15 protein-coding genes are annotated in these 15,986 nt (G+C 39.9%); 9 read left to right on the forward strand and 6 right to left on the reverse strand.

Annotation, left to right across the window (positions count from 1 at the left end):
- Positions 1 to 133 precede the first annotated feature (133 nt).
- The 6 genes from F885_RS15520 (at position 134) to F885_RS15500 (ending at position 8,215) form a co-directional block, all read left to right on the forward strand.
- Complete coding sequence (locus F885_RS15520; RefSeq protein ID WP_005313908.1) at positions 134 to 2,305, forward strand: TonB-dependent siderophore receptor; 2,172 nt, start codon at positions 134 to 136, stop codon at positions 2,303 to 2,305.
- A gap of 271 nt (positions 2,306 to 2,576) precedes the next feature.
- Positions 2,577 to 3,263, forward strand: coding sequence for a hydrolase (locus tag F885_RS15515; RefSeq protein WP_005188475.1), 687 nt, complete (start codon positions 2,577 to 2,579; stop codon positions 3,261 to 3,263).
- Between the two features lie 78 nt (positions 3,264 to 3,341).
- Positions 3,342 to 5,216 (forward strand): amidohydrolase, encoded by a 1,875-nt coding sequence (locus F885_RS15510; protein ID WP_005313910.1) that lies wholly within the window; start codon positions 3,342 to 3,344, stop codon positions 5,214 to 5,216.
- A 56-nt stretch (positions 5,217 to 5,272) separates the two neighbouring features.
- Entirely contained in the window at positions 5,273 to 5,437 is a 165-nt protein-coding gene (locus F885_RS20535) for a DUF1427 family protein (protein ID WP_004653475.1), read from the forward strand.
- Positions 5,438 to 5,477: 40 nt separating this feature from the next.
- Positions 5,478 to 6,188, forward strand: coding sequence for a YoaK family protein (locus tag F885_RS15505; RefSeq protein WP_005313912.1), 711 nt, complete (start codon positions 5,478 to 5,480; stop codon positions 6,186 to 6,188).
- Between the two features lie 53 nt (positions 6,189 to 6,241).
- Positions 6,242 to 8,215: an esterase/lipase family protein gene (locus tag F885_RS15500; protein WP_005313914.1), complete on the forward strand. Its 1,974-nt coding sequence runs from the start codon at positions 6,242 to 6,244 to the stop codon at positions 8,213 to 8,215.
- Positions 8,216 to 8,263: 48 nt separating this feature from the next.
- Here the strand turns inward: F885_RS15500 and F885_RS15495 are convergent, their stop codons facing one another.
- On the reverse strand, positions 8,264 to 8,689 hold the full coding sequence (locus F885_RS15495) for an SgcJ/EcaC family oxidoreductase (protein WP_005313916.1): 426 nt from the start codon (positions 8,687 to 8,689) through the stop codon (positions 8,264 to 8,266).
- Positions 8,690 to 8,699: 10 nt separating this feature from the next.
- Entirely contained in the window at positions 8,700 to 9,335 is a 636-nt protein-coding gene (locus tag F885_RS15490; protein WP_004807064.1) for a TetR/AcrR family transcriptional regulator, read from the reverse strand.
- A 100-nt stretch (positions 9,336 to 9,435) separates the two neighbouring features.
- Between F885_RS15490 and F885_RS15485 the strand changes: the two genes are divergently transcribed.
- Both F885_RS15485 and F885_RS15480 read left to right on the forward strand, forming a co-directional pair.
- Entirely contained in the window at positions 9,436 to 10,809 is a 1,374-nt protein-coding gene (locus tag F885_RS15485) for a flavin monoamine oxidase family protein (RefSeq protein ID WP_005313921.1), read from the forward strand.
- A 57-nt stretch (positions 10,810 to 10,866) separates the two neighbouring features.
- Positions 10,867 to 11,352 carry a hypothetical protein gene (locus tag F885_RS15480; protein WP_005313923.1) on the forward strand — a complete coding sequence of 162 codons (486 nt, stop codon included), beginning with the start codon at positions 10,867 to 10,869 and terminating at the stop codon, positions 11,350 to 11,352.
- A gap of 105 nt (positions 11,353 to 11,457) precedes the next feature.
- Here F885_RS15480 and F885_RS15475 read toward each other — a convergent pair whose 3' ends face one another.
- The 3 genes from F885_RS15475 to F885_RS15465 are packed head-to-tail and all read right to left on the reverse strand — an operon-like array spanning position 11,458 to position 14,320.
- Entirely contained in the window at positions 11,458 to 12,369 is a 912-nt protein-coding gene (locus F885_RS15475) for an alpha/beta hydrolase (RefSeq protein WP_005313924.1), read from the reverse strand.
- Entirely contained in the window at positions 12,366 to 13,250 is an 885-nt protein-coding gene (locus F885_RS15470; protein WP_005313926.1) for an alpha/beta fold hydrolase, read from the reverse strand. The genes F885_RS15475 and F885_RS15470 overlap by 4 nt, the downstream gene beginning before the upstream one ends.
- Positions 13,251 to 13,267: 17 nt before the next feature.
- On the reverse strand, positions 13,268 to 14,320 hold the full coding sequence (locus F885_RS15465; protein WP_005313927.1) for a sugar phosphate isomerase/epimerase family protein: 1,053 nt from the start codon (positions 14,318 to 14,320) through the stop codon (positions 13,268 to 13,270).
- A gap of 181 nt (positions 14,321 to 14,501) precedes the next feature.
- Here F885_RS15465 and F885_RS15460 point away from each other — a divergent pair, with 181 nt between their 5' ends.
- Positions 14,502 to 15,101 carry a TetR/AcrR family transcriptional regulator gene (locus F885_RS15460; RefSeq protein ID WP_005313929.1) on the forward strand — a complete coding sequence of 200 codons (600 nt, stop codon included), beginning with the start codon at positions 14,502 to 14,504 and terminating at the stop codon, positions 15,099 to 15,101.
- Here F885_RS15460 and F885_RS15455 read toward each other — a convergent pair.
- Entirely contained in the window at positions 15,098 to 15,796 is a 699-nt protein-coding gene (locus F885_RS15455; protein WP_005313937.1) for a DUF1826 domain-containing protein, read from the reverse strand. The genes F885_RS15460 and F885_RS15455 overlap by 4 nt on opposite strands.
- Positions 15,797 to 15,986: the final 190 nt, after the last annotated feature.

A 15,986-nucleotide genomic window follows, 5' to 3' on the forward strand; every position in this document is an offset into this window, starting at 1 on the left:
ATTTTGTATCGAAAAAATTTATAAAAAATTGAGATATATTGCATAACATGCTTGTTCAATTTGGGAAAATTGTGAATACTCAAGCCCGTAAAATTCATGCTGTAAGATTATCTTTTGGGGTTAGACAACGACTGTGAAAACGTATCCATTTTCTCGTTTACAAAAAGCATTATTGGCGGTTGGTTCTTTTTCATGTCTTGGGCTAAGTTCCATATCAGCCTATGCTGAAACTGAAGGTGATACACCGCGATTAGCACCCATTACAGTAAAAGCCCAAACAGCAGGGGCTTCTTATTATCAACCGACTGTTAATTTATCGGGTTTTACTCAACAAAATCTTGCTGAAATTCCAGCCTCTATCAGCACAGTAACTGCTGTACGAATTGCAGATCAACATGCTAAAACATTAACAGATATTATTAAGAATGATGCTGCGGCAGGCGATGGCTATGCACCTATTGGTTATTACCCAAATATTGTTATGCGTGGCTTTGCTTTAAATCTAGGGTCAAGTTACTTATTGAATGGTAATTTGTTACGGGGTGAGCAAAATGTTGCACTTGAGAATAAAGAACAGGTTGAAATTTTAAAAGGTATTAGTGCCATTCAAAGTGGAATGTCAACGCCTGCTGGTGTGGTTAACTATGTGACCAAACGTCCCAAAGAGATTCGTTCTATCACCGTGGAAACAGACAGTCATGGCGGTAATCGTGTAGCCGCAGACTTAGGTGGTTTGCTTGGTGTAGATCAGCAATTTGGCTATCGAGTCAATCTTGCCAAAGAAGAAATTCATCCCTATGTCGAGCATGCTAATGGACAACGTTGGTTTGGTTCCGTTGCTTTGGACTGGAAAATTTCAGATCGTTCAAAACTCGAATTTGATCTCGAGTCACAACGTCAACGCCAGCGATCAGTTCCGGGTTACCAATTACTTGATGGAAAAACAGTACCTACAGATGTTGAGTGGGATCGTTTATTGGGACATCAAAGCTGGGGTAAACCAGTCATTAATGAAAGCATAAATACTGGTTTAAAGTATAGCTACCAAGTAAATGATGACTGGACAGCAAATCTTTCAGCGTCACAAAGTCGAGTGGTGGTTGATGATTATTCGGCATTTGCTTGGGGGTGTTATAGTGAAATATGCCAAACAACGGGTCTAGGAAATAGCTTTGATCAAAATGGTAACTATGATATTTATGAGTTTCGCAGCCCTGATGACAGCTATCTAACCAATCAATTTAAAGCTGGATTAAACGGTAAGTTCGACACAGGGACATGGCAACACAAACTCAACTTAGAGTTATCACAAAGCTATAAACGCCATGCACAATATGATGCGATTAATGAGTTAGTGGGTACGGGAAATATCTATACTGATCCTATTCAATATACACCGAGTGATAAGAAGCTAGGTCCGCATTACAAATCATTAAATAGTCAGCAAACAGCCTTGAATGTATTAGATCAGATTGATTTTAATAACAATTGGTCAGTTTTGGCAGGTGGAAAGCTTTTGCATTTAAATGAAGATGCTTATGATGCGGAAGGCAACAAAATCAGAGACACTAATTTTAATCGCTTTTTGCCGCAGTTTGCAGTGATGTATCAGCCTTGGCAAAGTACTCATGTATATGCTTCCTATGCCAAAGGTCTGAGTGATGGTGGACAAGCGCCATGGTATGCCAACAATGCATTTGCCACATTGGCACCAAAACATTCAACTCAGTATGAATTAGGTGTTAAGCAGCAGTGGCAAGATTTACTCTTTACAGCAGCCTTATTTAATTTAAAACAGGACAATCAGTATACCGATACAGCGAGTAACTATGTTACCGAAGGTAAACAACACAATCTTGGTTTGGAGTTCGGTGCACAAGGACGCTTAAGTCAAAATTTAGATATCACTTCTACTTTGGCTTTGACACGTTCACGTTTAAAAGATATTCAATCGGCTGAATATCAAGGGCATCAAACTCAAAACATACCTGCTGTGCGCTTTGCCAGTTATCTATCTTATCAACTACCACAAGTGGAAGGCTTACGCTTATTGGCTGGTATGCAATATAGCAGCAGTAAATATGCAGAGAAAACAGGTACTGTAAAAGTGTCAGGCTATACAGTGTTTAATGCAGGAACAGCTTATAACTTCCGTGCTTATGGTTATGACAATAACTTGAGATTAAATGTAGATAACCTATTTAATAAAAAATACTGGCGTGATGCAGGGAGTTTCTTCGGGGATGATTACTTATTCCTTGGCGCACCTCGCACGGCACAGTTGTCATGGAGTGTAAATTTCTAACTTATTATAAAAATATAGACATTCTCTTCATCTATAAAAGATAAACCGAATATTTTGAAAAGACCAGTTAAGCTATTAGCTGGTCTTTTTCTTTAATGCTATACAGAAATAATCTTTATCAGTGTTTCAATAAGTATCAAATATCACGGAAATTCAATATTTTTGTTTTATAAATAGAACAATTCGTCTTAATAATACTGCTGTGTTCTTTTTCTTAATTTGCAATATTAATCCTGTGTTCAGAAAACATCGATAAACAAGGAAATTCAATATGAGCCATTCAAATTTAGAACTATTGACTGCACAAAACTGCCAAATTATTTTTATCGACCATCAGCCGCAAATGGCATTCGGCGTACAGTCGATTGATCGTCAAGTACTAAAAAACAATACAGTCGGTTTAGCAAAAGCTGCTAAAGTTTTTAATATTCCAAGCATCATTACGACCGTTGAAACAGAAAGCTTTTCAGGTCATACCTATCCCGAACTCTTAGATGTATTTCCTCAAGCACCATTATTAGAACGTACTTCAATGAACTCTTGGGATGATCAGAAAGTGCGTGATGCCTTAGCAAATAATAAACGCAAAAAAGTAATTGTTTCAGGCTTATGGACAGAGGTATGTAATAACTCATTTGCTTTAAGTGCGATGCTCGAAGGTGGTTATGAAATTTACATGGTTGCAGATGCTTCGGGTGGTACCAGCAAAGAAGCACATGACTATGCAATGCAACGAATGATCCAAGCGGGTGTCATTCCAGTGACATGGCAACAAGTTTTACTTGAATGGCAACGTGATTGGGCAAAACGTGATACTTATAATGCAGTAATGGATATTGTTCGGGAACATTCAGGTGCCTATGGGATGGGTGTCGACTATGCATATACCATGGTACATAAAGCAGCAGAACGTACCACTTCACCACACGAAGTATTGGCGCCGATTGCAGCGAAATAATTAAAAATGGTGGAGGAATGATATGCCTCCACGACCTAAAACTGAAAATAATAAGGCTAGGCTCGGAGGGAATGACGGATGTCAGACGTTCAATTGATTTTAAGAAATGCCAAAATAACCACCCTTGATGAACAGAGTTCAGAGGCGCAAGCGATTGCAATTGCTGATGGAAAAGTTGTAAAAACGGGCAGTGATGATGACATCATGCGCTTATCAAACAGTACAACCAAAGTGATTGATTTAAATGGCCGTCGAGTCATTCCTGGTTTAAATGATAGCCACTTGCATATTATTAGAGGTGGTTTGAACTACAACATGGAGTTGCGTTGGGAAGGTGTTCCTTCACTTTCAGATGCATTAAGACTGTTAAAAGAGCAAGCAGAGAATACCCCAGCACCACAATGGGTTAGAGTCGTGGGCGGTTGGACTGAATTTCAGTTTGTGGAAAAAAGAATGCCCACTTTGGACGAGCTAAATCAAGCCGCACCAGATACCCCCGTATTTGTCTTACATCTTTATGCCAGCGCGATGTTGAATCGCGCAGCACTTGATGTACTGGGCTTTAATAAAGATACACCAGACCCACCAGGTGGAAAGATTGAGAGAAATGAGCGAGGTGAGCCGACTGGGCTACTTCTCGCGACACCATCCGCAATGATTCTCTATTCTACTTTAGGAAAGGCACCAAAACTGCCGCTTGAAGATCAGGTCAATTCTACACGTCATTTTATGCGTGAACTCAATCGTTTAGGCATTACCTCCGCAATTGATGCGGGAGGTGGTGGCCAAAATTATCCTGATGATTATGAGGTGATTCAGTCTCTGCATAATAATGATCAAATGACAGTTCGGATTGCTTATAACCTATTTGCACAAAAAGCAGGAGAAGAACTTGATGATTATAAAAAATGGACAGAGATGACATTCCCTGATGATGGCGATGAATTATTGAAGGTAAATGGTGCAGGGGAAAATCTGACATGGTCAGCAGGAGACTTCGAAAATTTCTATGAACCACGACCAGATTTACCAGAAAATATGGAAGCTGAGCTAGAAAGCATTGTTGAGTTGTTGGCTGAAAAGAAATGGCCATTCCGCATTCACGCCACCTATGATGAAAGTATTAATCGCTTATTGAATGTCTTCGAACGCGTCAACGGTAGACAGCCTTTTGCGACACGGTTCATTATCGACCATGCTGAAACTGTTTCAGATCGAAATATTGAGCGGATTGGTGCTTTGGGTGGGGGTATTGCGATTCAACATCGTATGGCCTATCAAGGAGAGATCTTTGTTCAGCGTTATGGTTTGGACGCTGCAAAATCGACTCCACCTGTGAAAAGAATGCTGGAGTTAGGCGTGCCTGTTGGTGCAGGTACCGATGCTACACGTGTTGCTTCATATAATCCGTGGGTCTGTTTAAGTTGGTTAAGTACAGGCAAAACAGTGGGTGGTTTACCACTTTATGATGAACAAAATCTATTAGACAGAAAAACCGCGTTAAAGCTCTGGACCAAAGGCTCTGCATGGTTCTCTGGAGAACATCAGCATAAAGGTGCGTTAAGTTCAGGTGAGCTTGCCGACCTGATAGTGCTTTCAGATGACTACTTTGCTGTGGACGATAATGAAATTCAGTGGATTGAGTCTGTTATGACAGTGATGAATGGCAAAATTGTCTATGCAGGTGCAGAGTTTAAGAATCAAGATCCATCGATTCCACCAGCATCACCAGATTGGTCACCAGTCAAACGTTTTGGTGGGCAATGGCGACGGTCAGAAAATCGCAATGCACCTTCGTTATCACCGTTACAAAGTAGCTCGGCACCGTGTGCGTGTTCTAGTAGCTGTGGTATGCATGGGCATAGCCATGCATGGATGCTGGATATGCCCATTAATGACAAAGACAAAAAGTCTTTTTGGGGTGCATTGGGCTGTTCTTGTTTTGCTTTTTAACTTGGATCCGCAGATAGATTTCACTTTATTTTAAGTGAAATCTAGGGAAAAGCACGATGAAAATGTATTTGATCTCTTTAGCTGCTGGGCTTTTGGTCGGTGTCATATATTACTTGTTGAATGTTAAATCACCCGCACCACCGTTAGTGGCATTGTGTGGCCTGTTAGGAATGGTCATCGGTGAACAATTACTTCCTGCGCTAAGAAATTTAATCAGTTGAAATTTAGCCGAATATAGGCTTGTTTTTTAGGAATTAGAAGATGGATGAGATTATAAAAAAACAGCCCTTGAGCTTATGGGACAGTTGTCGAGATCCTGTATTACTCACTGTCGTAGGCGGTGCAATCGATACCATAGGTTTTATTGCACTATTCGGCTTTTTCACTGCACATGTAACAGGAAACTTGGTACTGGCTGGGGCAGCATGGGTGAGTGGTGGGTCGGGTATCTGGATCAAACTTGCTGCGATTCCATTGTTCATTGTGACGGTGGCGATCACCAAATATTGTATCGATCGTAGTGCTCAAAAGAGTAAGACGCTGAGTTACCTATTTCTTGGTGAAGCCATTTTTTTAACGGGCTTTATGCTCTCTGGGCTTTATTTCGAGCCGTTCAACAATGCAAATAGTCTCACAGTCGCACTTACAGGTGGTCTGGGTTTAATTGCCTTGGCAATTCGAAACACATCAAGTAAAACGCTAATTAAACACATTAGTCCAAGTACAATGATGACAGGAAATACCACCCAGTTAGGGATCGATATTTCGAATTATATGAGACAGACCAATCCTGAAAATAAACGGAAATTGTTGCAAAGTTTAAGCATTGTTGTTGGTTTTATTGTGGGTGCATTTTTGGGCGCGATTCTTTATGTTTACCTCGATTTTTGGAGTGTCGCTTTCTTTATCATTCCTGTGCTTTATTTGGCTTATCTTGCAGCTCATCATCGTTTTGTTCAACCTGAAACATAAACGGACAGAGTTAGTGCTTTGTTGTTGAATCGTGATGAATGAGGTTGTATCGCATGATAATCAATAGAAGAACGCTAATAAAGGGCATTGTTTTACTTTGTCTCTTTTACAGCTTATCTGCCTGTCAGCTCGTCAAACTTCAACAACGAAGTTTGAGTGCATCCTTGACCGATAAAACTCAAAGTATTTTAACGAGACCTCAATTAAGCGATGCTTCACAAAATACCTTGCTTCTGGCTGGTATTCCAGCCAATGAATGTATCAATCAGCCCGATAGATGTATACAGACTTTAGAAAAAAAACTAACTGATAATAACGAACAGCGTTATGCTGCAGCCAGTGAAGTGTATTTGGCTCAGGCTTTACGGTTAAGTGAAGAAAAAAGATGTCATGTATCCTTGTTGGAAAGACAGCATTCAACGAAACAAAATCAGTGTTTAGATCAAGTACTGACTTTACTTGATCTAAGTATCCGTTTTAGCTATGCCTATTTATTCGAAACGCAACATACACCTCAACAACGTATTTTTGATCAGAGGCAAACGCAGGTTCGGCTTTTTTATAACGTGGCACTTTCACGATTAATCACGACGGCTTATTTACGCTATCAATTCAGTCAGTTTCCAAAACAATTGCTCATTAATCAGCATCGTTATTCTTTCAATTTCGATGATTATCCAGAATTAGCAACGACAGATATTCAATTACTGCAGTCGAGCTACAATATGCGTTTTTCTGGATTTTACAGTGTCAATCGTCGAGATGGCTTTGGTTCTGAATTTGTGTTGGTTGCAAAGAATAAGCAGCCATTCAACTCAGATTATGTTTATGATCCAGAAACCTTTTATGCTGCTCAGGAAAATCCATATATTCATACAGCAAGATATTTATCTGTTACTGCTGTAGCACAACCATTGAAACAGACCCAAGTTGAAGATTTACTTCGAGATGCCGCATTAGAAATCAAGCTGATTGATCCTTTTCGCCATGATGAGGTTCAGGTCGCGGGTGGGAATTATTTATTAACAGCGAATTATTCAGCACCATATGGTCTTTGGTTAGCAGAAAATAACTTAGGTGGTACAGGCTACAAGAGCTTGATCGATCGTAAAGAACAGTTGAGCATGCCACATTTATTCATGTTGGAGCCGTATCAACCGAATAAAAAAATTATTATCTTTATCCATGGTTTAGCAAGCAGTCCCGAAGCGTGGATTACTCTGACGAATGATATTTTAGGGGATGATAACTTACGTAAGCAATATCAGGTTTGGCAGGTTTTCTACTCTACCAACATGCCGATTTTAGAAAGCCGTGCCCAGATTTATGCTTTGTTGAAACAGGCATTTTCAATGCATGATCCTAAAGATGCTGCAATGTCTGACGCTGTTCTGATTGGACATAGTATGGGTGGTATTATTAGTCGTCTGATCATGGGGCAGGGTGATATCCGTCAGCAGGCTGTTGAAGCCATCAATAATGATAAAGCACATGATTTTATTTTCTCACCTGCCGTCAGTAAGCGCTTTATCTTCCGTCCAATTGATCAAATTAACCGTGTGATTTTTATTGCAACACCGCATAAAGGTACTGCCTATGCAGATCGCTGGTTTACACTCGCGTTACGCAAAGTTATTCATTTACCCAGCAAGTTTTTAACTGCAGCCGAGGTTGCGGTCAAAGAAAAGAAGATTGATTTACATCAGATGAAAAATAATCTTTCCTCAGGCATCATTGAAAATGGACCAAGTGATTTAAGCTATCAGTCCAAATTTATGAAAATGAGTCAGGATGTTCAACCAATAAAGGGTTTAGCGTACCATTCAATCATTGGTAATATCACTCAAAGCCAAGACCCCAAAAAAATGACAGATGGGATTGTGCCATATACCAGCTCACATTTAGAGGGTGCATTATCTGAAAAAATTATCCAAGGTGGACATTCGATTCAGGAAAAACCAGAAGCGATTTTGGAGTTAAGACGAATTTTAAAATTACATGCGAAACAGCATCCTTTGCCACAATGATGATTTAGAGTCCAACAATTTGATGATGGGAACTGTAGTCTCTAAATTTTAGTTATCTCTTAAGATTGCTTCCCCTGTGCGCGGATTGGTGAGGGTCACATTTTCTAAAGCACGAATCAACCAAGATCCGTTCTGTTTGCATAGGACAGCAAGAATTAAAGTATCTACCTGATGTACACCAGCAGGGTGAGCTAGACCTGCTGTTAATCTGCTCCAAAAATGGATAATGACCACTTCATCGGTGATTGGACTCAACTCTATGATTTCATTCTGAAGCGTCGAATCTCGATAGATGGTTTCATGAATAGGACGATGTAAGGCAACAATTTCTTTTATACCTTTTACATAGTGCCCAAAGCGATTTACAAAACTTGCATCCTCACAAAATAGCGAGGAAAACCCAGCTATATCATGCTCATTCCACGCAGTTTGGAATAAATATGGGATTTGTTCTGGGGTAGTTGCTTTAGCCATGATCATTTCCTTAGCTCAATCCCTTGATCAATGCACTGATCGTCATTTCTTTTAAGGTATTCGGATTTCCCCAAGGATATTCTGGAATACCAATCAGACTTAAGGTAATCCCTAACATACTACAGAGTAAAACGTTCTTGATTTCGTTCGCATCACCTGCACGTATTTCACCACGGGCTTGTGCTTCCTTAATCGCACGCGTGTAAATTTCTAATTGCGGAACTGCTTGTGAAGCATCGACAAAATAATGTTCCTCAGCATTTTGTGGATGATCTTCAATGAGGAAAATTGCTCTGCAATCATTTGGTCGATTTAACCAAAAATCAACTTGAGCAGTACACAGCTTTTCGAGTCGTTCTGATTCAGGACTGTTGTTATAGCATTCTTCCAGCTCAAGCATTAAATCTAAAAAAATCACTTCCCAAATATGGTGCAGTAACTGTCTTTTACTCGGAAATAAGGTGTAGAGCGTTGCAGGTAAACAGTCTGCTTGGGCTGCAATTTTACGCATAGATACACCTTCGTATCCATGTGCTGCAAATAGGTCTCTGGCCGCCTGAATAATTACATTTCGATTGGCTTCGATTTGTTCCTGACTGCGCGGAGGACGTCCACGGCGGGGGGCTTTTGTTTGATTATTTTCCATAGCTATTGATTTTAGTGAACACGTTCCATAAAATCAAATTTAATTTTAATGAACGCGTTCATTAAAATATGGATGATAATTTTAATAGCAGGAAATAATGATGAATACTCAAACAACTGAAAAAACGTGGGATGTAATCGTGGTCGGTGCTGGTTTGGCAGGTTTAAAAGCAGCACTGGAATTGAAGAAAGCGGGTAAAGATGTATTGCTTTTAGAAGCGCGTGATCGTGTCGGTGGGCGCTCAAAAGCAGGTGAAATCTATGGAGAAACCATTGATCTAGGTGGGCAGTGGGTTGGTCCGCAACAAAAACTGTTATTGGCACAGGCACAAGAACTGGGTGTCAAAACCTATCCTCAATTTATCAAAGGTGCGAGCTTGGTTAGTCGTAATGGTTTAGTTAAATCATATCGCTCCAATATCCCCAAGCTCCCAATTGCTTCACTGCTTGAAATTGCGCTACTTGAGCGCCGTTGGAATAAAGAAGCTCAAACATTGCCGAATGGAGAACCCTGGTTAGCATCACAAGCGAAGCAATGGGATGCTGAGTCGGTTGAAAGTTGGCTGTTAAAGCATGTGCGTACAGACGGTGCGCGAGACTTTATGCGAACCATCGTAGGGGCTCTCTTCTGTTGTAATACCTCTCAATTGTCCTATCTGTTTTTTCTCGAATATTTTAGACAAGGGCATGGACTTGAAGTTCTCATCTCAACAGAAGGCGGAGCGCAGCAAGATAAATTCATCGGTGGTGCATGGCAAATTTCCAAACTGATTGCAGATCAATTACAAGACCATTTAATCTTAAATTCATCAGTTTTAGCTGTTGAGCAGCATGCCGATCATGTCAAAGTTGTGTGTAAAACCCAAAGCTATAAGGCAAAAAATATCATCATTGCCACACCACCTGTACTTGCATCCAAAATTCATTACACACCACCGTTACCTACAAAGCGTGAACGCTTATTACAAAGTATGACCATGGGTGCTGTGATTAAAGTTCATTTGGCCTATAGCAACGCTTTTTGGAGGCAACAAAACTTAAATGGTGCTGTGGTTGCGACAGATCGAGCTGTCAGCGTTGTGTTTGATCAATCTCCAGAAGGAGCAAATCATGGTGTCTTACTGGGCTTGATCGAGGGTGATTATGCAATTGAGTTAAGTTCGCTGGATGTTGAAGCACGTCGTCAACGGGTCATTGCAGATTTTGTTTATTACTTTGGTCAACAAGCAGCACATCCTTTGGAGTATATAGAACAAGACTGGCTCACCGAAGAGTGGTCTCAAGGGGGATATGTTGCACATATGCCACCAGGGGTGATGACCACTTATGGCGATTGTATCAGACAGCCTGTCGATCGAATTCATTGGGCGGGTACAGAAACGGCGACCGAATGGAGTGGCTATCTAGATGGTGCTTTACAGTCAGGTATACGCGCTGCCAAAGAAATTATTCACAAACAGACCTTAAGTCTGTGATTGTTCAGTAGACACCTTGAATTACATGGTCTTCATTCTAATGAATAAGGAATAAATATGCGGTCTCAACAGTTTCTAAATGGAATTAACTATGAATTGCAAAATCGTGCCTTTGCGCTTAGCGCAATTGCACGTATCGCCAATCGCGTGCAGGGAACACAAGAATATATTTTCTGGAGTGCCTATGAAAAGTTAGAACAATTCAATACAGCACACTATTTTGCGTATGCAGAGAAGTTAGGCCTCAATGCGACACCATCTTTTTTGACCATGACAAAAGCATCACTGATTAGTTCAACGCCATCTTTCTTATTGGATGAATTACTTAAACTGGTTTATTCAAAAACGAAAATTTATATGGAGGATTTAAAACAAGTCCATGCTCAAGGAACAGAAGCAGATCGTGAGTTTCTAGACTATATGCTTGTACAAGAGCAAGTCCAAATAGAATTGATGGAACTGGCAATCAAGAAACAATATCGTGAAATTCCGCCTAAAATTGATCACTTTATCCAGCACTACGGAGAAAAGGTATTGGTCTAGCGCGTGTTTTATTCTTATGAGTTGAAAGTAAATCGTCCTATAGCTGCATCGATATAGGACGTTTAAACAAATAAAATGGCTAAGTCATTAAACGCACACCATTATTTAGATTCGGACTTTATCATATATTGCTTTTGCAGCTGATGTGATCGCTAACATATGAATAGCGCCATGAATCATGCCTTCTAACAGGTGAAATTTCACATTGACACCAGCTTTTCTCAATTTCTCTGCATACTTTTCACCATCATGTCGAAGTGGATCATATTCACATACAAAAATTGTGGCATCAGGTAAGTCTTGTAATGAATGCGCAAGCAAAGGGCTGACAAGCTCATTTACTTTGTCTGCCTCAGCATTAACATATTGATCCCAACAATAAGCCATCGTCGTCGTCGTTAAACCAAAGCCTTGTGCATATGTTTGATAAGAAGCGTTACTCATGCTGGCATCTAATGCTGGGTAGAACAGCAGTTGATGACTGATTTTAATATCAGGATGTTGTTTTGCCAGTAGGCAGGCCGCTGCTGCAATATTTGCTCCAGCACTGTCTCCACCCACTGCAATACGATTTTTATCAAGACCAAATACCGAAGCATTTTCCTGAATATAAGACAGTGCCGTAAAAAAATCGGTTAATGGTATTGGGAATTTAACTTCTGGCGCTAAACGATAGTCGACGGAGAATATCACTTGCACCATTGATTCAGCCAATAAACGACAAGCACGGTCCCATGCATCTAGGCTGCCAAGACACCATCCACCACCGTGAGCAAACACCATCGCTGGACGTTGTTGCACATGTTCTAAAACATAAGGAACATAAACACGAACTTCAATTTCTGCTTGATCCTCAGTCATCACCCTAAAGCTGTGTTGATAAGATGAGTCTTGTTCAACGCCTTGTTGTTGGATAATCGATTGATTTACCTGTACTCTCAGTTCATCCAATGTGTTTGCAGCGGGTAATGCAGACTGAGACTTAAGCCAATTTTCGATTTCAATATCTAAAGTCATCTTGCTTTTTCCTGCTGTAAAAAATTAAGAATCAATGAACAAAATACTTCTGCTTGTTCTTCCATAATGAAATGGCCACAATCTTTGACAATCGCACTGGATAACTGAGTACTCACTTTTTTCATGGTTTCATAAGGTGCATCATTTGTCGCATGCTCGGCACCGATTGCGAATACGGGCATATTTAAAGTTTTGGTTTCCCTAATTTTATTCTGACGAATAGTTTCAGGGATGGCACGATAGTAATTAAAACCTGCTGTTAAACGCCCTGAAACTTTATAAGCCTCTATATAGGTTTCAGCAGCAACTTTATCTCGATGCCATGACCATTTATCAAAAATATAATTGAGATAGGTTTCTTCACGGCCCATCACTAAAGCTTCAGGCAAATCGCTAATCTGATTAAACATAAAATGCCAGAGAAAAATATTCTGTTCAGGTGGAACAAAAATTGGGGGCGGTGGAGCCAACCCAGGAATTACAGCTTCTGTGACCGCAAGATGAGTGACTGATTCTGGAAAGTCGCAGGCGAGTGCATAGCCAACCCACATTCCAATATCATGCCCAATAACGGCATAGCGATGATGTCCAAGTTCGGACATCAGACTCGATAGAATGGCTGCAATATGTCCAGTATCATAATGAGCATCTAGTGGAGCTGAATATCCCGTTCCAGGTGGATCAACCGCAATCGCTTGATAACCATGCTGAGCCAACTCAGCCATGACGTGTCGCCATGCATACCATGTTTGAGGCCACCCCGGAATCAGTAAAACAGCGGGGCCATTGCCTGTGGATACGTAATGTAATTTTTTACCTTCAATATGGATGTAGTGATGATTAAATTGATTTGATAATTTTTCAGTGTGCGTCGTCATCATTATTTCTCGTTCTACGCTTAAATGCCCAATAATTGGTTGATTTGTGATTGATTTACGGGCGCAGCAGCAAAGTCATCAAATATTTTATCGGTCACATGGATAATATTTTGTTTAATGAATTCAGCACCTTCTCGCGCGCCATCATCTTTATTTTTTAGACAACATTCCCATTCCAAAGTTGCCCAACCTTGATAATCATTATGTGCTAGTTTTGAGAAAATCGATTTAAAATCAACTTGTCCATCACCTGTAGAACGGAAACGGCCAGCTCGATCGCCCCAATTTTGATAGCCACCGTACATGCCTTGACGACCTGTCGGTGTGAACTCGGCATCTTTTACATGGAACATACGAATGAAGTCTTTGTAGATATCTAAGTATTCTAAGTAGTTCAGTTGTTGAAGAATAAAATGACTAGGGTCGAACAATATCTGACAACGTGGGTGATGATTGGTGCGTTCTAAAAACATTTCAAAGCTAATCCCATCATGAAGATCTTCACCAGGATGGATTTCATAGCAAAGATTGACATCGTATTCATCACAGGCATTTAAGATTGGAGTCCAACGGCGAGCAAGTTCATCAAAAGCTGTTTCGATAAGCCCTTCAGGGCGTTGTGGGAAGGGAAAGATATAAGGCCATGCAAGAGAACCAGAGAAAGTTCCCATCTCATGTAGCCCTAAACGTGCAGAAGCTTGAACCGAAGCTAACATCTGTTGTTCGGCCCATCGGGTTCTTTCTGTTGGTTTACCATGCAAATATGAGGGCGAAAAACCATCACATAAAGCATCATAAGCAGGATGAACCGCCATTAACTGACCAAATATATGCGTGCTTAACTCACTAATTTGCAAACTGTTTTGATCTAAAACACCTTTGATCTCATCACAATAATTCTGACTTTCCGCTGCTAAATTGACATCAAATAATCGTTTATCCCAAGCTGGAAGTTGAACAGCCTTGAAGCCATTGTCAGCAACCCATGCGGCAATACTTGCTAAATTATTGAAAGGGAAAATATTATCACTGAACTGCGCGAGATGAATGCTTGGGCCTTTGATTGTTTGCATCTTTGAAACTCTATTGGTTGTCGATCGACAAACAATAGGCTGAATATTATTTAAAAACAACTTATTTTTTCAAATGAATGTCGATAATTGGGTTTGGATACAACAAATCATATTGATTTATTTGCGAAAAATATTTTTACGATTAATAATAAAAAACACTAAATTTGAAAAAAGAAATACTATGGCGGGTCGACCAAGAGAGTTTGATAGAGAAAAAGCGTTGGTCAAAGCACGGGATTTTTTCTGGCAGCATGGCTATGAAGGAACATCTATGTCAGATTTAGTTGAGGTTTTGGGTATTGCTTCAGCACGTATATACAAAGCATTTGGTTCAAAAGAAGCGCTTTTCAGAGAAGCTGTTAAGCATTATGAAGAACATGAAGGTGGCTTTGCTGTCCAAGCATTGCAACAACAAGATATTAAAGTGGCAATCAATCAATTATTCCAACAAGCGATCAAGATATACACCCAAACCAATCACGCGTATGGTTGTATGGTTGTTTCTTCGGCAAGTGTATTAAGCGAAGAGAATCAAGATCTTCTCGTCTGGATGAAACAGCAACGTATTCAGCGTGTTAAAGGGCTGATTCAACGTTTTGAGCAAGCTAAACTTGATGGTCAATTGCAGGAGGATGCCGATCCTGAACAATTAGGGCAATATTATGGGCTGGTTTTACATGGCTTATCTGTACAGGCAAGAGATGGTTATTCAGAACAAGTGCTATTATCAAACATCAGCTTTGCGCTTAAAAATCTAGATCAATATCTGGTAAAACCTTAGCAAATCAATAGCAGCCGATACTCGCCGTCTTTCTCAGCAGGTGCTCGGTGCACACATGGTGGGACTTGTTGCGTTGGATGATCAACTGCTAAACGCCAAAGATGTCCTACTCCTAAATTAACAGGTTCAGCATTGGGTTTAGCTTGATAATGCAAATCAAAGAAATACTCTGAGAGGAACGTTTCAAACTCAGCATCTGGACCATCATATAATTTCTTGAGTTGGTCTCTTATTTCTGGGATCAAAATCTTTTGTTCAACTTGATCATGAGCCAGAATATCGCTTGCAGGGCCGTAGTACGTACATAAAAAAGTATCTGTTTCGATAGGTGACCGATCAACATGATATGAATATACATCGGTTGAAATGAAATCGAGGTCTTCGTCACGCTCATAACTTTTAAGTAAATTCAGGCACGGCGATGCGCCTAAATCAGTCAGTAGCTGTATATCAGTTAATATCCTTTCTCTTGCAAAATCGCCTTTTTCTGAAAGTTGTAATGCCAAAAGATCCTCAACAGAAACCTCTGTAATATTCTCTTTTAATTCAAGTTTATTCACAATTTCTTTAAAATCACCAACCAAATTTCTATACCAGCAAAGGGCATTCATATCACCTTGAAAATGGCTATTGATAAGCTCAGAAAAACTAGAAACCGTTTTAATTTGGGTATTGTCAGAAAAGGGATTTTTCATATCAGAATTAAAAATAGATCATAGCTCATTATACAAGTAACTTTAGAGAAATGTCGTATGTACATTTATATTCAGTAAGCTTAACTCTTATTTAATGGTTTTTTATTTATGCTATTGATTTATTTAATAATTTATTTTGGTAAGTGATTTTATATATATTCTAGATAATTGAATAAACAAATGGGATTTT

The organism is Acinetobacter higginsii, from assembly GCF_000369845.1.
GTDB lineage: Bacteria > Pseudomonadota > Gammaproteobacteria > Pseudomonadales > Moraxellaceae > Acinetobacter > Acinetobacter higginsii.